Genomic DNA, 23,286 nt, shown 5'->3' with positions numbered 1-23,286 from the left:
TTCAGTCCTTTTTCCAGTCCTTGAGGGCTGCGAAAGCGGAGGGCTTTTTATCGTCCTCGCCGCTGTCTTCGACATGGCCGGCGAATTCGATACCCTGCTTGCGCGGATAGGGATCGATCGCCAGAGCGGCGAATTCGGCAACCACCTCGCCGGCGTCGATCGTATCGCCGACAAAGTTTTCGGGCAGATCAGGACCGTCGGGATCGAGCAACATCTCGCCCGCGTCGTTGCCGGCCTGACGGGCAAGCTTGGAGCCCTCCGGCACGAAGATCTGCTCGAAGCTCTCGTCGATGGCGGATTCGACAGGTTCCAGCGTCACGACGCAGGACTGGACGATCTTCGCCTGCACGCGGCCCTTGATACGCACGCCGTCGCGCTTCCAGCGGGCGATCTGCAGATCGGCGCTGAGATCATCGACGGAGACGACGTTCCAGGTCTTGGCAAGCGCCTTCAGTTCGCTGGCGTCGGCCTCGACATGGACCTCGACGGGGTTGGCCGAGATATGGCCGACCTTGACGTGATAGGAGAAGGGAACATCGTCCCGATCATTCTGCATCGTTTCCTCCTTCAGATGACCGGTGGGCAGGCGACCGGCGGGAGCGTTGCCGAACCGGTGGCGATCACCTCTTCGGCAGCGGCGGACAGATGCGCTTCTGCGGCCATCATCCAACCGGCGAGGCCGGACATATCGGCCGGCATCGCGGTTTCGGGGTAAATATTGCGCTGAAGGGCAAGAGCGAGGGCTTCGGCATCGCCTGTGTCCATCGCCTTCGAATAGGCTTCGAGCCGGCCGTAAAACATACCGGCGAGCTTTTTCATGCGCTTCGGCACGCTGTTGTCGCCGATGCCGAGTTCGCGGATCGAATAGTCGATATCCTGGAAGAACGCGTCGACGATCTCCTGGGCGATCTCCTGGCCGCTGATGGCGGAAGCACGGGTGCGGCGAAAAAACAGAATCATGGCGATCGACAGCATCTCGAAACGGCCCATGACCGTATCCGGCACATTGAGCCGCTCGTAGAGTTCCGGCATGCGCGCGGCCGCCGCTAACGCCGCATATTGCCTGTCGACGATCGCCTGATTGTTGTTTTTCTTGCGGAAGAGCCCGAAGATCATTGTTTTTTCCGGAAATGCCTCATTCTTCATGCCGGCTGGCGTCTGGCCTTGTTGCATGATTTCGAAAGCTGGTTTACCGAAGCAGGCGCGAATTGCAATGCCGATCATGGCCAGTTTCGGGACGCGCCCTCGATGCGTCAGCGAAGCGAATTCGGGAAATTCGACCCGGAATGGCCACAATGGTTTTGCAGGAGGAAAGCGTGCAAGGCCCCAAATGGCTGCTATCGACACTCACAGGGAGTAGATGTCGTTGAAGAAACGGTATTTCAAGTCTGATATGAAATTCTTCAGCAGTGCGGCCATTGCCTTCATAATTGCCTCCACTACCGCTCTCTCCGGTTGCCAGACCAGCACCGTGCTCAATGGCGGCTACGTCGCCGACCAGCAGTCGCTGAACCTCGTTCCGGAAGGCTCCAGCCGCGAGCAGGTGCTGCTTTCGCTTGGCACCCCGTCGACGACCGCGACCTTCGACGGCGAAGTCTTCTATTACATCTCGCAGCGGCGCACGCGTGCGGTCGCCTTCCAGAAACTGAAGGTCGTCGATCAGAGCGTTCTGGCGATCTATTTCGACAAGGACGGCGTCGTCAGCCGCCGCGCCAACTATGCGTTGCAGGACGGCAAGGTGTTCGACACGATCGGACGCGTTACGCCGACCGGCGGCAAGGAACTCACCTTCCTGCAACAGATGCTTTCCGGCGGCAGCGCCGCGAGTGCTGCCCGCAGCCTGTTCGGCGGTGGCGCCGGCGGCACGCCGCAGAACCCAAGCAGCCTGCGCTGATCGGACACGCCCCACACGAAAACCCGCCGGATCGCTCCGGCGGGTCTTTTAATGGCCTCTGCTTGGCCGTGAAGTGTACCAGCCAAGCCGGCGGCGTTGTTTATCCGGCGAGAACGGCGAGTAGCAGAAGTGCCACGATATTGGTGATCTTGATCGCCGGGTTGACGGCCGGGCCGGCGGTATCCTTGTAGGGATCGCCGACGGTATCGCCGGTGACGGAGGCCTTGTGCGCATCCGAACCCTTCATGTGACGCACGCCGTCCTTGTCGACAAAACCGTCTTCAAAGCTCTTCTTGGCATTGTCCCAGGCGCCACCGCCCGATGTCATCGAGATGGCGACGAAGAGACCGTTGATGATGACGCCTAGCAGCGATGCGCCGAGGGCGGCAAAGGCGGAGGCCTTGGAACCGGAGATGAGAAGCACGCCGAAATAGACGACGATCGGCGCCAGCACCGGCAGCAGCGACGGCACGATCATCTCGCGGATGGCGGCCTTGGTCAGAAGGTCGACCGCCCTGCCGTAATCCGGCTTTTCCGTGCCCTGCATGATGCCGGGCTTTTCCTTGAACTGACGGCGGACTTCCTCGACGATCGCGCCGGCCGCACGGCCGACGGCGGTCATCGCGATACCGCCGAAGAGGTAGGGAATGAGACCTCCGAAGATCAATCCCGCCACCACGTAAGGGTTGGAAAGATCGAAGGAAATTTCGCCGATGCCGGCAAAATAAGGGAACTTGTCGCCATTCGCCGCAAAATATTTGAGGTCATAGGAGTAGGCCGCGAAGAGCACCAGGGCGCCGAGACCGGCAGAACCGATGGCGTAGCCCTTGGTCACGGCCTTGGTCGTATTGCCGACGGCATCGAGCGCATCGGTGGATTTGCGCACCTCCGGCGGCAGATGCGACATTTCAGCGATACCGCCGGCATTGTCCGTCACCGGTCCGAACGCGTCGAGCGCGACGATCATTCCGGCGATGCCGAGCATGGCCGTGACCGCAATGCCGGTGCCGAACAGGCCGCCGAGCTGGTAGGTGGCGAGAATGCCGCCAACGATGACGATCGCCGGCAGTGCCGTCGATTCCAGCGAGACGGCCAGGCCCTGGATGACGTTGGTGCCGTGACCGGTAACCGAGGCCTGAGCGATCGAAACGACCGGGCGCTTGCCCGTGCCGGTATAATATTCAGTGATCACGACGATCAGCGCGGTGACGACGAGGCCGATGATGCCGCAGAAGAAGAGGTTCGCGCCTGATATGTCGGCGCCTCCGACGGAGCCGATCGATCCCCAGCCGATGGTGAGCGAGGTGGCAGCGCCAAGACCGACGATCGACAGCAGGCCGGTGACGATGAGGCCCTTGTAGAGAGCGCCCATGATCGAGCCATTCGAGCCGAGCTTGACGAAGAAGGTGCCGATGATCGAGGTGATGATGCAGGCGCCGCAGATCGCCAGCGGATAGACCATCGCAGACTGGAGGATCGGCGCGCCGGCAAAGAAGATCGCGGCGAGAACCATGGTGGCGACGACCGAGACCGCATAGGTCTCGAAAAGGTCGGCAGCCATGCCCGCGCAGTCGCCGACATTGTCGCCGACGTTATCGGCGATCGTTGCCGGGTTGCGCGGATCGTCTTCGGGAATGCCGGCTTCCACCTTGCCGACGAGATCTCCGCCGACATCGGCGCCCTTGGTGAAGATGCCGCCGCCGAGACGGGCGAAGATCGAGATCAGCGACGCGCCGAAGCCGAGCGCCACCAGCGCATCGATGACTTCGCGCGAGCCGCTCTCATGGCCGAGCCCGACGGTCAAGACCGTATAGTAGATGGAGACGCCGAGCAGCGCCAGGCCTGCCACCAGCATGCCGGTGATCGCACCCGACTTGAAGGCGATGTCGAGGCCGGCGGAAAGGCTGACGGAAGCTGCCTGAGCGGTGCGCACATTGGCGCGGACGGAGACGTGCATGCCGATGAAACCGGCAGCACCGGAAAGCACGGCGCCAATCAGGAAGCCGATCGCGGCCTCGCCGGAAAGAAGCAGCCAGGCTAAAATGAAAACAACAACGCCGACAATGGCAATGGTTCTGTACTGGCGCGTCAGATAGGCTTGCGCACCTTCGCGGATATAGCCCGCGATCTCCTGCATGCGGCTGTTGCCCTGATCGGCGGCAAGCACCGACCGGGTTGCCCAGGCGGCATAAACCACCGAGAGCAGACCGCATGCGATTACGCATAAAAGAATCGTCATTTCGCTCTTTCCTCCCATAGGCCGGAGCTCACTCCTTCTCCGGCAAAAACGCCGCCGAATCGCCTTCCTCTCCACAGAAATGCCACAGCTAAGCGGTGCGGAGATTGCTTGGTCGATCACGTGGCGTCAAGACCGCAACGGGCGAAAACCATTGCGGTACGAAGAAAGACGTAGGGGGATTGTTTGGCGGCTAAAGACTTATTTCTTCGCCTCGCCGCGGACCTGCTTTGCGATGCGGTCGAGCACGGCGTTGACGAGCTTCGGCTCGTCGTCATCAAAGAAGGCCTGGGCAATCTCGACATATTCGGTGACGATGACCGCCACCGGAACGTCCTTGCGGTCGGTGATCTCGAAAACGCCGGCGCGCAGGATGGCGCGCACGGTGCTGTCGAGGCGCGACAAGGCCCAATCATCCTGCAGGGCTGCGGCAATCAGCGGATCGAGGCGGACCTGATCGCGTACGACACCGGAGACGATGGAACGGAACCAGGCGGCATCGGCTTTCAGATAAGTCGCGCCATCGATTTCCTGACCAAGACGGTGCGCCTCGTATTCAGCCACTATTTCCAGAACGCCCGTGCCGCCGACATCCATCTGATACAGTGCCTGAACGGCAGCAAGACGGGCAGCGCCCCGCTGGTTCGCAGTCTTGACCGGCCGTTCCGTCTTGTCGTCGTTCATTCGTTATGCACCCAGTTTCTGCTTCAGCTCGATCATGGTCAAAGCTGCACGAGCGGCAAATCCGCCCTTGTCCTTTTCCGAACGGCGCACCCGCGCCCAGGCCTGTTCGTCGTTTTCGACGGTCAGGATGCCATTGCCGATGGCAAGGGACTCGCTGACCGCAAGATCCATCAAAGCGCGCGAGGATTCGTTCGACACGATATCGAAGTGATAGGTCTCGCCGCGAATGACCATGCCAAGGGCGACATAGCCGTCATAATGCGTTCCGCCATTGTCGTCTCCATCGAGCGACATGGCAATCGCCGCCGGAATTTCCAGTGCGCCGGGAACGGTGACGACCTCGAAGGTGGCGCCGGCCTCCGTCAATGCGAGGGTCGCGCCTTCGAGCAGGGCGTCGGCCATGTCGTCGTAGAAGCGGGCCTCAACGATCAAAATATGGGGAGCGGTCTCTCTCGACATGGTTCACCTTCGGTTGGCGGGACATTTACCCACTCGGCAGCCCGCGGTCAAAACATGCCTTCGTCCGAATGGCAAGCAATTTCGCCGGATGCCGCAATGGGAAAGAGGAAATATCTGCAAGGGGATAGCCGCGCCCTGTATGCACAGCTGGGCAAGCCTCTGAATTCAGCTTTCTCGGACGCCTGGAAAGCGGCAATTCGAAGGCAGTTTTCATGAACAATTCTTAATGGCTTTTCAGTGGCTTAACCCATTGAATCGCGAATGGGAGAACGCCAATTCCATGTCGTGACGCAGACGATCCCCTGCAACGACAGCCGACCGTCTAAGCAGATGAAAGGATACAAATCATGCACCGCGTTCTCACTATCACCCTCGCTGCCGCCCTCTCCTCCCTCGCCTTTGCCGGCGTCAGCCGGGCCGAAAGCCTTGGGATGAACACTGCCCAGGGCATCGAGCAGACACTCCGGACCTTCCACGGCAATGAATTCAATGTCGAGCAGGTCTATAACTGGCGCAATCGCGATGACGAGACGACCGGTCCGCGCTCGGCACCGGAACGTTCCGGCCAGGCCGTTCACGGCATCCAGGCCTCGATCGACGCCAACCGGTCGCTTGCCCACCGGCTTAACAACGAAGGCGTCGACGTCCGCAACATCGTCAACGCCGAGCAGGCAGCTGACGGAAGCTTGACCTTCTACGTCCGCTGACGCTCCAGCGCATACCCCCGAAAACTTCGGGGGTATGCGTGGGTTGAAATGATCGAGCGTCCTTAACGCGTCCTATTCGACGCACGGCGCTCAAAGCATGGGCGGCGGTCTCCTCTCCGCCCATGCTGGGGATATCAGAGATAAGCATTGAATTTTCCTGGGATGACGGCTTCTCTTCTGGAAACAGGAGGACGTCATGGCAACGGAACAGGAGGCGGTGATCAATACCGCCGATCTCAAGCTCGAGCACTGGAAACAGGGCGAGCTCTACGAAAGTACCGACACCTCTTTCGGCGCGCTACTTGGCCTAACCGGCCTCGGCGTCAGCTACAACGAGGTACCGCCCGGCAAATCCGGCTGCCCCTTCCACAACCACCACGTCGAAGACGAGCTTTTCTATGTGATCGCCGGTACCGGCGAATACCGCTTCGGCGATGCGTGCCATGCGATCAAGGCGGGCGACGTGCTCGGCGCGCCGGCGGGCGGGCCTGAAACGGCGCACCAGATCATCAACACCGGCACGGCCACACTCGTCTATCTCGGCATCTCGACGATGGCGAAGACCGAGATCGTCGAATATCCCGATTCCGGGAAGTTCCTTGCCAAGACAAACAGGGCAAAGACGAACAGTGATGGTACAGAAACCGGGCGCTTCCGTCATATCGGACGGCCGGAAGGCGATCTCGACTATTGGGACGGCGAGCCCGGCGCCTGAGCGCGATGCCATAAGGACCCATGATGACTGACATTCCGACCCTCGAAACGGCGCGGCTGACGCTTCGCCCTCACCGCCTCGACGATTTCGACGCGCATGCGGCACTATGGGCGGACGAGGATGTCGTGCGCTTCATCACCGGCGTGCCATCGACGCGCGAGCAGAGCTGGAGCCGCATGCTACGCGTTGCCGGCATGTGGCACCATATGGGCTTCGGCTTTCTGGCGATCGTCGAAAAGGAGAGCGGCCGGTTCATCGGTGAAGCGGGCTTCCTGGAAGCCCGCCGCGAGATGGAGCCCTTGATCGAGGGGACGATGGAGGTCGGCTGGGCGCTGATGCCTTCGGCGCACGGTCGCGGTTATGCCACCGAGGCGCTGACAGCCATGATCGGCTGGGCGGAAGCGCATTTCCCCGGAAAACCGATGAGCTGCATCATCAGCCCCGAGAACCAGGCCTCGCTGCGGGTCGCATCCAAGCTCGGCTTCCGCGAGACGGCGTGCACGCAGTACAACGGCGAGATCATACAGTTTTCGCGGTAGGCCTTGGGGCGTGCCACTTTTCTTCCAGAAATCATCGTCTACCGGGCAAGATCAGCGGCCCTATTGCCGCTTGCGCCCCTCCTTCTGCGCAAGCCTCGCGTAACGCCCGCGCTCTATGGTCATAGCAAATACTCTGCTCCGGTCGTTCGGAGCGCCGATCACCGCTCTCGCTGGCGGAGGTTGGAGAGAGGCTTATCAAGGGGAGAAACATTTGCCTCGCGTGTCGATCTGTATACCGGCCTACAAGCCCGATTTCTTTGAACTCGCCCTGAAGAGCGCAATCGCGCAAAGCTATACGGATGTCGAGATCATCGTCTCGGACGATTGCCCGACGGATGCCATCGAGAAGATCTGCGACAGATATTCCGGTTTTGTAAAATACAGCCGCAATCCGGATCCCGCCGAGTACAAGAACGTCATTCGCCTCGCCGGGCTCGCCAGCGGCGAGTACATCAAATATCTCTTCGACGATGACGTCCTCAATCCGTTCTGCATTCAATACCTGCTCCAGGCGCTTGAAGCGACGCAGAGCAGAGGCACGAAGCTTGCGTTTTCCCCACGCTATTTCATCGACGAGCGGAACCAGATTACGAATCTCGGCAACGGCTTGACGGTCGAAGGCTCTCTGAAGGTGATCGAAGGCTGCGACTTCATACGCATCACCGCTATCAACCATCACAATCTGCTTGGCGAGTTCTCTTCGGTGTTACTGAGAACCGCCGATTGCTTCGATGAACTCGGCCGCTTCAGTCTTTTCAGGGTCGTCGACGGCATCATTTCCGGGCCGCTCGATCTTTCCTCCTGGGTCGCGCTTTCCCTCCGCGGGGCGATCGTCGGGCATCCCATGCCCCTCTCCTACTTCCGCCAGCACTCCAATTCACAGTCCAACCCGGCGGCCAACCGCTATTTCATCTACTCGATCACCTATTACGAGGAAGTGCTCGATCTCGCGATCGAGAAAGGCTTCCTGCAGCCCTCCGATCTGCCCGTCGCTTATCGGAACCTCGTCAATCACTATTCCTACTGGAGAGGATCGTTCCCGGAACTGGGTGAACGGATCGCCCGTATCAGCACGCGTCTCTAAGTTCCATGCAGGCGCAGTAGAAATCGCAAAGGATCAAATCACAATGGATGGAATCACGGGATCAGGGATGCAGAAGCTCATCGAAAGTGCCGCGGCGTTACGCTCCGCGCTTGCCGCGAAATCGGGAATTTACGAACTGAAATTGCGCGCGCTTTTGGAACTCGCCGACGAATTGAAGATCGCCAAAGAGTATACCGCTAGCCTGCCGCCGATTGAAATTGGCAGCATCACGCTTGTTGACCAGGTTGTCCTGGTGCTGCTCGCCAAGATCGTGACGCCCCGCAAGATCATCGAGATCGGCACGTACAAGGGTTTCACTACACGCCTTTTCATCGAAAACACGCCGGAAGACTGCGACGTGGTCTCCATCGACTTGCCGAAGGGCCTCACGGCGCATCTAGCCGAGACCGACGAGCGCAGTGCGTTGTCGTCCGCCGAGCAGAATGACGATTATCTCCGCAAGCGCCAGGAAATCGACGGCGAAGCCTATCTCACATCGATCACCGAGGCGCAAAGGAAGCGCCTCACACTCGTCAAGGAAGACTCGACGACGATCAATTTCAAGGAGGCCTTCCAGTCGGCCGAGATGATCTTCATCGATGGCGGACATGAGCACCAGATTGTCCGGGCGGATACGGAAAACGCATTCGGCATCGTCAAGCGCGGCGTCATCGTCTGGCATGACTACAATTCTAAGATCCACGGGGACGTCACCGAGTATTTGGCGGAGTTCTCGAAATCGCAGGTGGTCTTCCATGTCGCAAACAGCCTTGTGGCCTTTGCGTTGGTTAACATAGAGCTCTGATCATGGGTGCTAGCGAGATCAGAATCGGCAGCCTGTTGACGAAGGACGAGTTCCGGGAACTCACGGCATCGAACGACCGGATCGCTTATTCCCACCTCGCGCTCAGGATCGGCATCCATGCCGGCCTACTTTTCGCGATGGTCCGCGCATGGGAAGGCGGCTATCCCGCGCTTGCTTTCGCAGCCTTTTATCTTAACGCCGTCCTATGGCAGTTCGCCGGCTATGCCGGCATCGGCCATGAGCTGTTTCACAAGAAGGTCTTCAGCAGGAAATGGCTGAACACTCTGTTCTTCAAGCTGTTTTCCTATCTGACCTGGAACAATCCGAGCTATTTCGAAAAAAGCCATCAGTTCCACCACGCTTCCACTTTCCATGAGGATGACAGCGAAATCTATCGCGATTTTCCGCTCGACTTGCTGGGCGCAGCGCGTCTCGTCCTGCTTGATTATCAAAGCCTTTGCAGGCGGATCCTCTATGCGCTCTGCAATGCCTTCGGCTACGAAGCGTATTTCGGCAAGGGCATCCGATTGAAACTGATGCCCGCCGAACGACGCGCGGCTCAATCCGATGCGATCTTCATGCTTGCGCTCAACGCCATCTGCCTGGCGCTGTTTGTCCTTGCGACGCGGTCGCCTGCCCTGACGTTCATGTTTTTCATCACACCGTTCGTCGGATCGCTCCCAAATCGTGTTCTGGCGCTGGCGCAGCACGTCGGCCTCGAAGATCACAAGGACGAAAGCGCGCTTCTTTTTTCAAGAACGGTCAATCTGCCGACACCGATTGCATTCTTCTATGCCAACATGAATTATCACGCCGAGCACCACCTGCTGCCGTCGGTTCCCTATTACAATTTGCCGAAGCTGCACGATATCTTGAATGCCAAGCTCAAAGTGGAGCGCGAGGAAAAGGAATTCGGCTACCTCTTCACCCGGGACTTCTGGAGCTCGGTGGGAATATCGGCAAGATTGGAAGGCAATGCCGTGGCTGAGTGACAGTTTGGAGCGCTTGCGTGCGCTCTAAACTGTCGGCGCAATCAGCCTTTGGGCGTCAAGAGCATGAAGCGCATAATGTTTGGCCGACCCTCGGAGCAAATGAGGTAGCGGTTGTCGTCGGTGAAATCGTTCAATTCCGGAAATTGCGTCAGATCTCTGATGGCGGGCGCAATGAATTCGACATTGAATAACGCTGAAGCCGAGGTGAGGAGACGGGTGTACTTGTCCCAGAAACCCTCGACCCAGTTGTGAATCTCGATGACAATCGTCGCCTGTTTCAATGCCGATAAGGAGTCATCGTCAAGGATTTCGAACTCCGCACCCTCGGCGTCAACGAGGACGACTGTTTTCGCCAGATCAAGATGGCTGAGCTTTTCATAGAACAGCCTGTCTGCGGCGCCGAATATTTCCAGCCTGTCCGACACGGAATTCGCCTCGGCGTTCGATGCAATGGTGCGCTGCCCTTCCTCGCTCAGTTCAAAGCAGGCGGCGTTTTTCGCCCGACCCGACCGAACCATGCCGATCGCGTAATATCCGTCGGCGGCGCCGACATCGACGAAGCTCTCAACGGCATCCAATCTTTCGGAGAACAGGAAATCCAGTACTTCCTTCTCATAGAGGCCCAAGAGCATCGACCCGAAATCGCCACCGCCCCACCAATTGTTCTTCGCAAGCGACAGCCCCTTGAACGGACCGTATTTCACGACCCCACCAAGCAGATCGTAGATCTCAGACGACACGCGTCTTCTGCGCTGAAGAATCGTTTCCGCGCGCCATTGCTCCCGCATCTCCATTGTCGCGCGGGACTGCCGTTCGAACACCTTTTGGAAGAAGATACGCTCGCCTTCAATCAGATCAGGCAGTTTTTCGTTCATTGCGCGGTGTCTCTTTTCGCTGCTGCAGTCTGCATCTTTGTCCGATGCCGACGTTGGAATCACAGCCGAAAGCGTATGAGATGGTACTCGGCTTAACAAGGCGGCCGGTCTGCTTCCCACAAGCAAGGCAGCGGCGCCGGGATGAACACAGACGCCGCCCAGACCTCCAGGCGGCAAGCCTCGGGTAACGCCCGCATCCTATGACTCTCGCTATCGCGTCCGTTTCGGTCTTTCGCATATCGAAAACGGACGAAGTGGGACTGCACACCCTGTTTCGGGCTGCGCCGTTCCAACAGGCCAGCCCGGGATGCGTGGAATGGATTTGAGAATGACCAAGAAAGCATTGCTCGTCGGCAGTAACTTCAGCGCAGGTCCCCTTCTATTCGCGTTGAAAAGGCGTGGCCTTCATATTTCCGTTTGCGGAAACCGGCCGGATGAGCCCTGCCACGCACATGCGGATCAGTCGCATTTCATCGACTATAGCGATCCGAACACGCTGCTCGCCCTCGTCGAGAACGGCGATTTCGATTTCATCATGCCGACGGGCAATGACGTTGCCTATATGTCGACCACCTTCGTTGCCGAAAAACTCGGATTCCCGCGCTTCGATTCGATGGAAACCGCGACCATCATCCACACGAAGCAAGCGTTCCGTCGCTTTACCGAGCAATACGATATCCCCGCCCCGCGTTCGGTGCGCCTGCATGGCGACTCGCCGGTCGAGACTGGCGCGTTGCGCTATCCGCTGCTGGTGAAGCCAAGCGACAGTTTCAGCGGCCGTGGCGTTACGAAGGTTTTCGACCGGACAGAACTTGCCGATGCCATCGCCGATGCCCGGGGAAACTCGCGCGCGGCGGAGATCGTTATCGAGGAATTCATCGAAGGCAGCCTGCACAGCCATTCCGCCTTCATCAAGGACCAGGAGGTCGTCTTCGACGTCTTCGTCGACGAATATTGCACCGTCTATCCCTACCAAGTCGATTCATCGAACCATCCCTCGCGCCTTTCCGAAACTGTCCGCTCGAAGACGCGGGCTATTATGGCGCGCATCGTCAAGCTGCTCGGACTGCAGGACGGCCTCATTCACACGCAGTTTCTGTCGAATGGCGACGATGTCTGGATCGTCGAATGCATGCGGCGCTGCCCGGGCGATCTTTACGGCTCACTTGTGGATCAGTCTCTCGGCATCGATTATGCCGACCTCGTCATCACGCTGCTGCTAGGTGAGGAATTTTCGGTCAACCCGCGCTTCGATCCGCCACTGTTCTTCGGGCGCCACACCATCACCTCCAACATGCCCTCGACGCCGTTTTCCTTCTCGCATTCCATTCCATCATCCGATGTCCGCATCGCGCAGCTCAAGATCACCGGCAAGCCGATGAATTCGGCACCGTACGACAAGCTCGCCATCCTCTACGCCCGTTTCGAGTCGCGGGAGGAGATGCTGAAGGTGGTGCCGAATTTCAAGACCTTCATTTCGCTCCAAACGATGCAAGGAGACCTCGCATGAGCCGATCAAGCCAGGGAGTACCGGAAAAGCTGCGCCTCGCCTTTCTGGGCGGCGCCGTCAATTCTGCTGTAGGTCGCGCTCATCGCGATGCAATCGAGCTTGATCAGAAATTCGATCTGGTCGCCGGCTGCTTCAGCCGCCATGACGACATCAATCGCGAAACGGCGGGGCAGTACCGCATTTTGCCGGAGCGCTGCCACGGTGACTTCGATACCTTGCTCTCGAAAGAGGCCGGCAACATCGACGCTCTCGTCGTGCTGACGCCGACGCAGCAGCATACGAAGCAGGTTGTCGCCGCACTCGAGGCAGGTGTTTCGGTGATCTCGGAAAAGGCCCTTGCCGGTTCAAGCGCCGAGACGCGCATGATCGGCAATGCGCGCAGTAACGGGGCCTTTTTGGCCGTAACCTACAACTACACGGGATACCCCATGCTCCGCGAAATCCGCGGCATGGTCGAGCATGGTGTTTTCGGCGAATTGCAGCAGATCCATATTGAGATGCCGCAGGAGAGCTTCCTCCGTTTCCGCCGTGACGGGACGCCGATGACGCCGCAGGATTGGCGCCTGCACGATGGCGCCGTGCCCACGGTTTCGCTCGATCTCGGCGTTCATGTGCACTCGCTGCTTCATTTCCTCACGCGGCGGGAGCCGGAAGAAGTCTGTGCAACGGGCCAGAGTTTCGGTCACTTTCCGCAGGTGCTCGACAATGTGCAGGCGCTCGTGCGCTGCGCCGGCGGCCTGCATTGCAGCATGTGGTACGGCAAGACCGCACTCGGGCAACGCAATGGACTGCGTGTGCGGCTCTACGGCTCCAAGGCATCGATCGAATGGCTTCAGGAAACCCCCGAGCTTGCCTATTTCTATGACTGCAACGGCCGCAAGCAGATCCTCGATCGCGCCAGCCCGGATATCATGATCGCTAACAATACCCGCTACGAGCGGTTCAAGGCAGGCCATCCGTCGGGCTTCATCGAAGCCTTCGCGAATTATTATGCCGACCTTGCCGACGCCCTGCTGCAACGCAAGATCAATACCGCACGTCTGCCCCATCCCTACGTGCTTGGGCTCGATGAGGCGGAGGAAGGACTACGGCTGCTGGAAGCGATCGAATGCTCGCGGCTTGAAAACCGCTGGGTCGAGATTGAGCCGCGAGGCGTACAGCGCCCGGTGACGGAGCGGCTCGAAATCCGACCTCCGCAACTGGCGCTTTAAATCTGGCCTCTATGAGATGAAGAAAGCGGCGTGATCGATGGTCACGCCGCTTTCGTATGAGCAGCCAGGCGCAACGCGCCGGCTGCGATTTCTTATCTGGCAGGCAGAGCTCGCGCTTCAAGTCTTTGCTGACAAGTGAGGCGGCTAGAACAGGATGTCGCCCGAAAACCGCTTATACTTTTCGGCATCATGCTCTGACCGGCCTATTGGCGCACGATCTCGCACCGCAGATACTTTCGATCTCCGGTGCGAGATGACAGTCGAAATACCTTTTTTTAAGCCGACTCGATCAGCGCACAGACCTTGTCGACGATCTCCATCTCCATGTCCGGATAGATGGGAAGGCAGAGCACCTGTTGTGCGGCTTCGGTTGCGACCGGCAGATTCGAGGGCTGCGCGGAAGGCAGGCTGCGGTACATCGAGAAGCTTGAAATCAGCGGATAGAAATAGCGGCGCGGATGAATGTTATTTTCTTTCAGCCATTCATAGAGCCCATCGCGTGAAATGGGATAGCCAGGGCGTACGAGGATCGGGAAATAAGAGAAATTGGAGACGGTCTCGCCGGAACGGTCCAGGCATTCTATGCCCACAACGCCGCGGAGCCGCTCGCGGTATGCACGGTCGATGAGCTCACGCTTTTCGAGTACGAACTTGATGTATTTCAGCTGCAACAGGCCGAGCGCAGCGTTGAACTCGCTCATCTTGCCGTTCGTGCCTGGCGCCACCACGGTCACTTCGTCGACGGAACCGAAGTTCTTCAGCTGGTCGATGCGGGTCTTCGTCTTGACATCCGGGCAGACAATGGCCCCGCCTTCGAATGTGTTGAAAACCTTTGTCGCATGGAAGCTCAGGATGGCAAGGTCGCCGTGATTGAGAACGCTTCCCCGCTCGTCCTCCACGCCGAAGGCATGGGCAGCGTCATAGATGACCTTGAGATTGTAGAGATCGGCGATCTTCTGGATCGCATCGACGTCGCAAGGGTGGCCGTAGCAATGCACCGGCATGATCGCCGTTGTCTGCTGCGTGATCGCCGCCTCGATCTTCGCTGGATCGAGATTGAGCGTCACCGGGTCGATGTCGACGAAGACGGGCTTTAAGCCGTTCCAGAGAAGCGAATGCGAAGTGGCCACGAAGGAATAAGGCGTGGTGATGACTTCGCCCGTGACGCGGAGCGCCTGAAGCGCCGTCAGCAACGCGACGGTGGCGTTGGTAAAGAGGCTGATATGCTTCACGCCGAGATGGTTGCAGAGCTCCTGCTCCAGTTGCTGGTGGAATGGCCCGCCATTGGTCAGGATGCGATTGTTCCAGATTGCTTCCAGCGAAGGAATGAATTCTTCGAGCGGCGGCAGGCTGGGCTTCGTTACATAGATCTTTTCGTTTTTCATGACGCCGTCCGGAGGTTGGGCACTATCGCGCAATCGGGCCTGGTGCGAACATCATGGCTTAACCTGTTCCCAGGCTGACCAGCGAAAATCCCGCCAACAGTGTGGCGCAAGCTTCACGTCCAATAGTCGGCACCCAAACCAGCCCGAATGCCGTTGCATGAATCACGGAGTCGGCGACCATGTGCACGAAGGACGATGCCTTGACGATCAATCAGCCCATTTCCGCTCTGCCGGCCGGTCTTCCTGATCTGGCGCTTCTCACGGAGAAGGCTGCCGGCACGGGATCCGTCATTATCTATCAGCCTTATCTCGATCCTTCGCAGCGCAGCCAGCTCGATGCGGCTGCCATGCCGCTCGACATCTCGTTCAATACGCAGGATACGACCCGCGAATACGAGCTCTTCCTCACCCTGCATCAGCATCACGAGGCGATCGGCCTCGGTGACGACGTGTTTTGGGGGCTGCTCTCCAGTAAATTCGAGATGAAGTCGGTGACGAGCTTTCCGTCTTTTGTCACGGAGGCGGAAAAGGCCAGGGCAGAAGGTGCGGACGCCTATCTTTACAACCCGCTGATCGGCCACGCGGCGATCTACAGCAACGTCTGGGAACATTCGCTGCTTGGCGGTCACCCCGGCATGGAGCCGATCTTTCTACATATCCAGGAGTTGGGCTATCCGATCGCGCCGCCGCAGGACAAGACTGCCTTCATGTTCTGCAACTATTTCTGCGGCAACCGGAAATTCTGGTCCGGGTATTTCGCCTTTTGCGAACGCATTCTCGAATCGCTGGAAAACCAAGCGCGCGCCGGCACCGCGGCGGGCGCCGCCTATGCCGGTTCGGCTCACTATTCACGCGATGCCAACGCGAAGATGCGCCCCTTCGTGATCGAGCGTCTGCTCGGACTTTATGTCCAGCAGGCTACCGCCTCCGGACTGAAGATCGCCGCCTTCGTACCGACCGTTGCCGATTTCGAATGGAAGTTCGGTGTCCGCCTCGGCCGGATGCTGCATGGCCTCTTCGCCGCCAAGGAAGCTTTTCTGCGGAGCCGTGACCAGGCTCTCCTGACCTCGTGGCAGCAAGGCCGCCAGCCGCTCATCAAGCAGCCGCACCTGATCTGGGGGGCTGATGATCCGCCCGGCTGGATGCCGCGCGGCCAATTTATCGGCGGCCGCGAATTGATGCGCGCCTATGCCCAGCCGGCGTCAGGCGCTTCCCCGATACCGCAGCAGCCGGTGCGGACGGAAAGGCCGGCTATGCCAGCCGCGCCGAAGATCGAGCAGCCGCTCCGCAACCTGTTGCAGCCCTTTGCCGGCGGATGGCAGGCACACAAGGACCGTCATTGCATCTGGATCGTGACGCCCGACAACTACAATCACAGCCACGCCTTCGACGAAGTCGCGCTTGGCCTACAGGGCGCCTTCGAGGAACTCGGCGGCTCGGCACCGATCACCCGGGACATGAACGCATTCGCCGGCCGTGCGCCGATCATCTATGGCGGCAATCTTCTCCCCGCCGAAATTGTCAGCCATCTGCCGAAGGACAGCGTCGTCATCAATCTCGAGCAGGTGTCCGAAGAAAGCATCTGGATCAATTCGCGCTACACCTCGATCCTGAAGTCGCTTCCGGTTCTCGACTACAGCCCGCGCAACCGGGAGAATCTCGCCGCCAAGGGCGTTGATCACGCCGGCGTGCTCGAAATCGGCTATAGCCGCTGCCTCAGCCAGATACAGCACGCCGCAGTCAAAGATATCGACGTGCTCTTCTACGGCTCGATGAACGAACGCCGCCACCATATCCTGAAGACGCTGAAGGACGGCGGGCTCAAGGTCGCGCACCTCTTCAACATCTATGGCGCGGAACGCGACGCGGCGATTGCCCGCGCCAAGATCGTGATCAACATCCATCATTATGCGAGCGGCGTCTTCGAGATCGTGCGCATTTCCTATCTGCTCGCCAATCGCGTTTGCGTGCTGACGGAAGGCGACCTCCGCGATCCAGACCTTCAGCCCTTCATCGGCGGCTTGGCAATTGAGCCCTATGACGACATGATCGAGCGCTGCTACAGACTGATCGCAGATGCCGACGAGCGCGATGCCATTGCCGCGACAGGCCTTGCGGCCATGCGAAGCCGCTCGCAGGCGGACATGCTGATGAGCGTCATGAGGGCGGGCGCCTGATGAAGACCGCAGAAAAGGTACGTCATGCGCATTGAGACCGCGGCCATCGAGGGCATCGTTGCAATCACGCCGCCACGCTTCGGCGATCACCGCGGCTACTTCTCCGAGGTATTCAAGGATGCCTGGTTCCGGGAAAATGTGGCCGACGTCACGTTCATCCAGGACAATGAATCGCTTTCGGCGCAGACCGGCACCGTCCGGGGGCTGCATTTCCAGATACCACCCTTCGCACAGGGCAAGCTGGTGCGCTGCCTTGCCGGCCGGATCATGGATGTCGTCGTCGATATCCGCGAGGGATCACCGAGCTTCGGCAAATGGCTCTCTCAGGAGCTCTCGCCGGAAAATGGCATGCAGCTGTGGGTACCGGCCGGTTTCGCACACGGATTCGCAACGCTCGAGCCGAACAGCATCATCAGCTACAAGGTAACCGCACCCTACAGCCCGCAGCATGATCGGGGCATCGCGTGGAACGATCCGGCGATCGGTATCCGCTGGCCCTTCAATGAGAGAGACATGGTATTGTCCGACAAGGACAAGACGCTGCCGCGGCTCGCCGATCTGCCAGGCCATTTTTCCTATTCAACACAGCAACCCAAGGATTGATCGACGATGCACATCCTGGTCACGGGCGGAGCGGGCTTCATCGGATCGGCATTGGTGCGTCATCTCGTCAGCGAGATCGGCGCCGAGGTGCTGAATGTCGACACGCTGACCTATGCCGGCAATCTGGCGTCACTAAAATCCGTCGAATCGGCGCCGAACTATCAATTTCTGCGCGCCGACATCTGCGACCGCGCCGGGATGCAGGAAGCATTCGCGTCCTTCCGCCCTGATATCGTCATGCATCTCGCGGCCGAGAGCCATGTCGACCGCTCGATCTTGGGCGCGGCCGATTTTATTCAGACCAACATCGTCGGCACATTCAGCCTGCTGGATACCGCACGGCACTATTGGGATGAGCTTGACGCTCGCCGCAAGAGCGCCTTCCGCTTTCTGCATGTCTCGACGGACGAGGTCTACGGCTCGCTCGGCGACGAGGGCCTCTTCGAGGAGACGACACCTTACGATCCGTCCTCGCCCTACTCTGCCTCCAAGGCCGCCAGCGACCATCTGGCGATCGCCTGGCACCGAACCTACGGCCTGCCCGTCGTCGTCTCCAATTGCTCCAACAACTACGGCCCGTTCCATTTCCCCGAAAAGCTCATTCCGCTAATGATCCTGAACGCACTGGAGGGTAAGCCTCTTCCGGTTTACGGCAATGGCGCGAATGTCCGCGACTGGCTCTATGTCGAAGACCACGCCCGCGCGCTATTGACGATCGCATCCAGAGGGCGCCCCGGCGAAAAATACAATGTGGGCGGCCGCAATGAGCGCAGGAACATCGATGTCGTTCATCGCATCTGCGCTATTCTCGACGGCGTCTACATTGACAAGGGACCGCATGCACGTCTGATCACCAACGTCACGGACCGCCCCGGACACGACGCACGCTATGCGATCGATGCCTCCAAACTGGAAAGCGAACTCGGCTGGAAGGCGCAAGAGACTTTCGAAACCGGCATCGAGAAGACCGTGCATTGGTACTTGGAAAACGAATGGTGGTGGAGGCCGCTGCGCGAAAACGTCTACTCCGGCGAACGCCTCGGCGTTTTCAAGGGACGATAAGCGATGCGCATTGCCGTCACCGGCAAACAGGGCCAGGTCGTTCAGTCGCTGCTTAGACGTGGCGCCGAAATGGGCGTCGAAATCAGCGCGGTCGGGCGCCCGGAAATGGACCTCGCGGATCCTGCAAGCATCGCAGCCGCCTTCTCGGCTCTGCGGCCGGATGTGATCGTCTCCGCCGCCGCCTATACGGCGGTCGACAAGGCCGAGAGCGAACCCGAGCTTGCTTTTTCCGTCAACGCAGCAGGCGCCGGGGCGGTTGCCGAGGCTGCCGCGCGGATCGGGGCTCCGGTCATCCACATTTCGACCGACTACGTCTTCAGCGGCGACAAGGCCTCCGCGTATTGCGAAGAGGATGCGACGGCGCCGATCTCCGTCTACGGGCGTTCGAAGCTCGCGGGCGAGAAGGCCGTCGCGGCGGTGAACCCGAACCACGTCATCTTGCGCACCGCCTGGGTCTATTCGCCCTTTGGCACCAATTTCCTGAAAACGATGCTGCGGCTTTCCGAGACGCGCGATCATCTTCGCGTTGTCGCCGATCAGACAGGATGCCCGACCTCGGCACTCGACATCGCCGACGCGATTCTTGCGATCGCATCCCGTATCGTAGCGGACCCTGCGCCATCGCTGCGCGGCACCTTTCACCTGACCGGCAGCGGCGAAGCAAGCTGGGCGGACTTCGCCGAAGAGATACTCACGGAGTTTTCTAAATCCGGCAGCAGAAACGTCGGCGTCGAGCGCATCCCGACGGCGGACTATCCGACACCGGCGAAGCGTCCCGCCAATTCACGTCTCAACGGCGACAAGCTCGCCAGAACATATGGAATCCGGCTGCCGGAGTGGAAGCAGTCTATGAAGATTGTCATGCGAGACCTTTTGAATAAAGGTCTTTAGGGAGATAGGCATGAAGGGGATTATTCTCGCCGGCGGCACGGGCACGCGTCTGCATCCGATTACGCAGGCCGTCTCGAAACAGTTGATGCCGGTCTACGACAAGCCGATGATCTACTATCCGCTGACGACGCTCATGCTCGCCGGCATCAGGGAGTTGCTGATCATCACCACGCCTCACGACGTCGAAGCCTTCAAGCGCCTTCTCGGCGACGGCTCGCAATGGGGAATTTCGCTGACCTATGCCGTACAGCCGAGCCCGGACGGCCTCGCCCAGGCCTTCATCATCGGCGCCGACTTCCTGCACGGCGACAGCTCGGCACTCGTTCTCGGCGACAACATCTTCTACGGGCACGGACTGCCGGAAATCATGAAATCCGGCACGAGTCGGCGGGAAGGCGCAACGGTGTTCGCCTATCACGTCACCGATCCGGAACGCTATGGCGTTGTCGGCTTTGACAAAAAGATGAATGCCCTGTCGATCGAGGAGAAGCCGAAGAAGCCAAAATCGAACTGGGCCGTGACCGGCCTCTATTTCTACGACCAGCAGGTGGTCGATATCGCCGCCAACCTGAAGCCGTCTCCGCGCGGTGAATTGGAAATCACCGATGTCAACCGCACCTATCTTGAGCGCGGCCAGCTTTTCGTGGAGCTGATGGGTCGGGGCTATGCCTGGCTCGACACCGGCACGCCGGACAGCCTGCACGATGCCGCAGGTTTTGTCAGCACGCTGGAGAAACGCCAGGGCTTCAAGATCGCCTGCCCCGAAGAAGTCGCCTGGCGCATGGGTTACATCTCGCAGAACGACCTCGCCAAGCTCGCAGAGAAACTCGGCAAGAGCGCCTACGGCCAGTATCTGACGAAGCTGTCCCCGGATTGGTGAGCTATTGGGCCGCGCCGCAGACGTGCAGTTGGATGCGTCGACGAGCGCCTGATGTTGTTCCGCGCCCAGCATGCCAGTCGTGGTGTGACCCTGGAAACCGTTATAGGTTTTTGATTCAGGTGCTCGGGAATTCCGCCAGCCGGGCGGCGTAACGCGCCATGGTGTCGACTTCGAAATTGACGAAATCGCCGGCCTTGCGATCGCCCCAGGTGGTGACCTCGAGCGTGTGGCGGATGAGCAGCACGTCGAAATCCGTGCGGTCGACCGCATTGACCGTCAGCGAGGTGCCGTCGAGTGCGATCGAACCCTTGGGGGCGACGAATTTCGCCAGATGTTCGGGCGCGCGCAGGCGGTAGCGCGTGGCGTCGCCCTCTGCTGTCACCGAGAGGATTTCCGCCTTGCCGTCGACATGGCCGGAAACGATGTGGCCGCCGAGTTCATCACCGATCTTCAACGACCGTTCGAGATTGATGCGGCTGCCCTCCTGCCAGGCGCCGATCGTCGTCAGCCGCAGCGCCTCTTCCCAGGCCTCGACCTCGAACCAGCGACCATTGCTGCCTTCCTGCGGCAGGCCGGTGACGGTGAGGCAGATGCCGGAGTGAGAGATGGATGCGCCCATATCGATGGTCGCCGGGTCGTAGCTCGTCGCAACGCGGAGCTTGATGCCCTCCTTCAACGGCGAAACGGATTCGATCGTACCGATATCGGTGACTATTCCGGTGAACATCAAAACCCTCTTTCGTATTCGTCCAGGCGATCTTCGCCGAACATCAGCGTGCCCGTATGGGCAAAACCCGATGGTATGTCGGTTGCATCAAGCGGGGATTCAATACCGCCCTCGCCGATGACAACAGGCGCCCGATAAAGCTGGATGCGGTCGACGAGGCCAGCCTCGAGGAAAAGCCGCGCCGTCTTTGCACCGCCCTCGACCAGAAGCGAGGAAATACCGCGCGTCGCGAGTGCCGGCAACAGGACTTCCGGATGATAGGGATTGCAGTAGAGCACCTCGACGCCGGCGGCTTCTAGCGCGGCACGGCGGGAGTCCATGTCGGTGGCGTCTGCGGGTGCGTTACCCCCCTCTGCCCTGCCGGGCGTTCGGCGCTGCGATTGATCCACTGGATCGATCGCTCCGGCTTCGCCGGCACGCGCCTCACCCCCCACAGGGGGGGAGATTAGCTGGGGGCTTGCTCCCCGTCCTAGATCTGCCGTCGCTGGTGATGACGAGCCAGCTTGAGAATTCGGATCGCGCCTCTTGCCGATCTCCCCACTTGTGGGAGAGATGCCCGGCAGGTCAGAGGGGGGTAAACCTTCCGCCTCCAACAACGACACTTCCTCGCTCGCCACCACGATGACCGGCACTTCCCGCGCCGTCTCGACCAGCTTGCTGGTCAGCGGCAATGCCAGCGAGGGATCAAGCACGATGCGGATCGGCGATTGCGATTCAAGACCTGATACCCGCACCGTCAGCAGCGGATCATCCGCAATCGCGGTGCCTATGCCGACCAGGATCGCATCGGTTTCGGCACGCAGCGCCTGCACCTGGGCGCGGGCCTCCGGGCCTGTTATCGCCACCTGCCCTGCCCCCTCGCGGCCGATCATGCCATCGGCGGAAACGGCAAGTTTGAGAGTCACATAGGGCCGGTCCTTCGTCTGGCGGGTGAGATAGGGGGCAAGCGAGTGCCGGCCCTCCGCCTCCAGCACGCCGGCATCCACCTCTATGCAGGCTTCGCGCAGCATGGCGATGCCGCGGCCGGAGACCCGCGGATCGGGATCGGTGACGCTGATGACGACGCGGGCAACGCCGTAGGCGATCAGTGCCTCGGCGCAGGGCGGTGTCTTGCCGTGATGCGAGCAGGGTTCGAGCGTCACATAGGCAGTGGCGCCACGGGCGAGCGCGCCGGCTTCAGCGAGCGCCTGCGTCTCGGCATGCGGGCGGCCACTGAGCGCCGTCACCGCACGGCCGACGATGACACCGTCCCTGACGATCAGGCAGCCGACGGAGGGGTTGGTGGCGGTGCGGCCGAGATGCCAGCGCGACAGGCGGATCGCAGCCGCCATGAAACGTTCGTCATGCGGCGTGATGCTCATGGCTCACCTGTCCAGCGGGTCGCGGGCGATCTTGGCGTTGATTTCGGAAATGACCTTCTCGAAATCCTCGGCAAGCGAGAAATCCCGATAGACCGAGGCGTAGCGCACGAAGCCGACATCATCGAGGCTCTTCATGGCTTCCAGCACCTGCAGGCCGATCTGTTCGGAGGAGATCTCGGTCTCGCCGGAGCTTTCAAGCCGGCGGACGATGCCGGAGACGGCGCGCTCGATGCGGTCCCGCTCGACCGGGCGTTTGCGCAGCGCCACCTCGAAGGAGCGCACCAGCTTGTCGCGGTCGAAGGGCACCTTGCGGCCGGTCTTCTTGATGACCATCAGCTCGCGCAGTTGCACACGCTCGAACGTGGTGAAGCGGCCGCCGCAATCCGGGCAGATGCGCCGCCGGCGGATGGACGTGTTGTCCTCCGCCGGGCGCGAATCCTTGACCTGAGTATCTTCCGAACCGCAATAGGGGCAGCGCATCCCTACTCC

24 protein-coding genes are annotated in these 23,286 nt (G+C 60.0%); 14 read left to right on the top strand and 10 right to left on the bottom strand.

The genetic code is table 11. The features are described 5' to 3' along the window. Position 1 precedes the first annotated feature (1 nt). Together B5P46_RS11180 and B5P46_RS11175 are read right to left on the bottom strand one after the other, a co-directional pair. Complete coding sequence (locus B5P46_RS11180; protein ID WP_011651315.1) at positions 2–556, bottom strand: YceD family protein; 555 nt, start codon at positions 554–556, stop codon at positions 2–4. A gap of 11 nt (positions 557–567) precedes the next feature. Further along, positions 568–1,224, bottom strand: coding sequence for a ubiquinol-cytochrome C chaperone family protein (locus B5P46_RS11175; RefSeq protein ID WP_129418700.1), 657 nt, complete (start codon positions 1,222–1,224; stop codon positions 568–570). Between the two features lie 136 nt (positions 1,225–1,360). Between B5P46_RS11175 and B5P46_RS11170 the strand changes: the two genes are divergently transcribed. Next, positions 1,361–1,894, top strand: coding sequence for an outer membrane protein assembly factor BamE (locus B5P46_RS11170; protein ID WP_025394043.1), 534 nt, complete (start codon positions 1,361–1,363; stop codon positions 1,892–1,894). Positions 1,895–1,994: 100 nt separating this feature from the next. Here the strand turns inward: B5P46_RS11170 and B5P46_RS11165 are convergent, their stop codons facing one another. From B5P46_RS11165 to ribH, 3 genes are all read right to left on the bottom strand, one after another. Then, positions 1,995–4,133 carry a sodium-translocating pyrophosphatase gene (locus tag B5P46_RS11165; RefSeq protein WP_129418699.1) on the bottom strand — a complete coding sequence of 713 codons (2,139 nt, stop codon included), beginning with the start codon at positions 4,131–4,133 and terminating at the stop codon, positions 1,995–1,997. A 198-nt stretch (positions 4,134–4,331) separates the two neighbouring features. Continuing rightward, a complete protein-coding gene (gene nusB, locus B5P46_RS11160; protein ID WP_017959878.1) occupies positions 4,332–4,814 on the bottom strand; it encodes a transcription antitermination factor NusB in 483 nt (160 codons plus the stop codon). A gap of 3 nt (positions 4,815–4,817) precedes the next feature. After that, entirely contained in the window at positions 4,818–5,273 is a 456-nt protein-coding gene (ribH, locus tag B5P46_RS11155; protein ID WP_129418698.1) for a 6,7-dimethyl-8-ribityllumazine synthase, read from the bottom strand. Positions 5,274–5,620: 347 nt separating this feature from the next. Here ribH and B5P46_RS11150 point away from each other — a divergent pair, with 347 nt between their 5' ends. From B5P46_RS11150 to B5P46_RS11125, 6 genes are all read left to right on the top strand, one after another. Next, positions 5,621–5,980, top strand: coding sequence for a hypothetical protein (locus B5P46_RS11150; protein ID WP_129418697.1), 360 nt, complete (start codon positions 5,621–5,623; stop codon positions 5,978–5,980). A 196-nt stretch (positions 5,981–6,176) separates the two neighbouring features. Beyond that, positions 6,177–6,695, top strand: a complete 519-nt coding sequence (locus B5P46_RS11145; protein WP_129418696.1) for a cupin domain-containing protein — start codon at positions 6,177–6,179, stop codon at positions 6,693–6,695. Between the two features lie 23 nt (positions 6,696–6,718). Then, on the top strand, positions 6,719–7,234 hold the full coding sequence (locus tag B5P46_RS11140; protein ID WP_129418886.1) for a GNAT family N-acetyltransferase: 516 nt from the start codon (positions 6,719–6,721) through the stop codon (positions 7,232–7,234). Positions 7,235–7,454: 220 nt separating this feature from the next. Further along, positions 7,455–8,318 carry a glycosyltransferase family 2 protein gene (locus B5P46_RS11135; RefSeq protein WP_245456149.1) on the top strand — a complete coding sequence of 288 codons (864 nt, stop codon included), beginning with the start codon at positions 7,455–7,457 and terminating at the stop codon, positions 8,316–8,318. A 67-nt stretch (positions 8,319–8,385) separates the two neighbouring features. Continuing rightward, entirely contained in the window at positions 8,386–9,123 is a 738-nt protein-coding gene (locus tag B5P46_RS11130; protein WP_164986470.1) for a class I SAM-dependent methyltransferase, read from the top strand. Between the two features lie 2 nt (positions 9,124–9,125). Then, complete coding sequence (locus B5P46_RS11125) at positions 9,126–10,115, top strand: fatty acid desaturase family protein (protein WP_129418693.1); 990 nt, start codon at positions 9,126–9,128, stop codon at positions 10,113–10,115. 41 nt (positions 10,116–10,156) lie between these two features. Here the strand turns inward: B5P46_RS11125 and B5P46_RS11120 are convergent, their stop codons facing one another. Continuing rightward, positions 10,157–10,990, bottom strand: coding sequence for an FkbM family methyltransferase (locus B5P46_RS11120; protein ID WP_129418692.1), 834 nt, complete (start codon positions 10,988–10,990; stop codon positions 10,157–10,159). A 328-nt stretch (positions 10,991–11,318) separates the two neighbouring features. Between B5P46_RS11120 and B5P46_RS11115 the strand changes: the two genes are divergently transcribed. Both B5P46_RS11115 and B5P46_RS11110 read left to right on the top strand, forming a co-directional pair. Beyond that, positions 11,319–12,500 carry an ATP-grasp domain-containing protein gene (locus B5P46_RS11115; RefSeq protein WP_245456134.1) on the top strand — a complete coding sequence of 394 codons (1,182 nt, stop codon included), beginning with the start codon at positions 11,319–11,321 and terminating at the stop codon, positions 12,498–12,500. Beyond that, the gene (locus B5P46_RS11110; protein WP_129418690.1) at positions 12,497–13,711 is read left to right on the top strand and encodes a Gfo/Idh/MocA family protein; all 1,215 of its coding nucleotides are present in this window, start codon (positions 12,497–12,499) and stop codon (positions 13,709–13,711) included. Before B5P46_RS11115 ends, B5P46_RS11110 begins: the two co-directional genes overlap by 4 nt. Before the next feature lie 275 nt (positions 13,712–13,986). On the opposite strand, the gene B5P46_RS11105 is transcribed toward B5P46_RS11110, so the two are convergent. Then, a complete protein-coding gene (locus tag B5P46_RS11105; RefSeq protein WP_129418689.1) occupies positions 13,987–15,096 on the bottom strand; it encodes a DegT/DnrJ/EryC1/StrS family aminotransferase in 1,110 nt (369 codons plus the stop codon). Between the two features lie 200 nt (positions 15,097–15,296). Between B5P46_RS11105 and B5P46_RS11100 the strand changes: the two genes are divergently transcribed. Genes B5P46_RS11100 through rfbA form a run of 5 tightly spaced genes read left to right on the top strand, consistent with a single transcriptional unit; the run spans position 15,297 to position 20,709 of the window. Continuing rightward, positions 15,297–17,273, top strand: coding sequence for a glycosyltransferase family 1 protein (locus B5P46_RS11100; RefSeq protein ID WP_129418885.1), 1,977 nt, complete (start codon positions 15,297–15,299; stop codon positions 17,271–17,273). Positions 17,274–17,297: 24 nt separating this feature from the next. After that, complete coding sequence (gene rfbC, locus B5P46_RS11095) at positions 17,298–17,876, top strand: dTDP-4-dehydrorhamnose 3,5-epimerase (protein ID WP_129418688.1); 579 nt, start codon at positions 17,298–17,300, stop codon at positions 17,874–17,876. A gap of 6 nt (positions 17,877–17,882) precedes the next feature. After that, complete coding sequence (gene rfbB / locus B5P46_RS11090) at positions 17,883–18,938, top strand: dTDP-glucose 4,6-dehydratase (RefSeq protein WP_129418687.1); 1,056 nt, start codon at positions 17,883–17,885, stop codon at positions 18,936–18,938. Positions 18,939–18,941: 3 nt separating this feature from the next. Next, positions 18,942–19,829: a dTDP-4-dehydrorhamnose reductase gene (gene rfbD, locus B5P46_RS11085; RefSeq protein ID WP_129418686.1), complete on the top strand. Its 888-nt coding sequence runs from the start codon at positions 18,942–18,944 to the stop codon at positions 19,827–19,829. 10 nt (positions 19,830–19,839) lie between these two features. Then, on the top strand, positions 19,840–20,709 hold the full coding sequence (gene rfbA / locus B5P46_RS11080) for a glucose-1-phosphate thymidylyltransferase RfbA (RefSeq protein WP_129418685.1): 870 nt from the start codon (positions 19,840–19,842) through the stop codon (positions 20,707–20,709). 115 nt (positions 20,710–20,824) lie between these two features. Here rfbA and B5P46_RS11075 read toward each other — a convergent pair whose 3' ends face one another. Genes B5P46_RS11075 through nrdR form a run of 3 tightly spaced genes read right to left on the bottom strand, consistent with a single transcriptional unit; the run spans position 20,825 to position 23,277 of the window. After that, complete coding sequence (locus B5P46_RS11075) at positions 20,825–21,436, bottom strand: riboflavin synthase (protein WP_129418684.1); 612 nt, start codon at positions 21,434–21,436, stop codon at positions 20,825–20,827. Next, entirely contained in the window at positions 21,436–22,797 is a 1,362-nt protein-coding gene (gene ribD, locus B5P46_RS11070) for a bifunctional diaminohydroxyphosphoribosylaminopyrimidine deaminase/5-amino-6-(5-phosphoribosylamino)uracil reductase RibD (RefSeq protein ID WP_129418683.1), read from the bottom strand. The genes B5P46_RS11075 and ribD overlap by 1 nt, the downstream gene beginning before the upstream one ends. Before the next feature lie 3 nt (positions 22,798–22,800). Further along, positions 22,801–23,277, bottom strand: a complete 477-nt coding sequence (gene nrdR / locus B5P46_RS11065; RefSeq protein WP_003547190.1) for a transcriptional regulator NrdR — start codon at positions 23,275–23,277, stop codon at positions 22,801–22,803. Positions 23,278–23,286: the final 9 nt, after the last annotated feature.

Origin of the sequence: Rhizobium leguminosarum (assembly GCF_004123835.1) — a bacterium.
Classification (GTDB): domain Bacteria; phylum Pseudomonadota; class Alphaproteobacteria; order Rhizobiales; family Rhizobiaceae; genus Rhizobium; species Rhizobium leguminosarum_M.
Note: the sequence above shows the minus strand (reverse complement) of the source record. Positions and strands in the feature narration are given on the sequence as shown.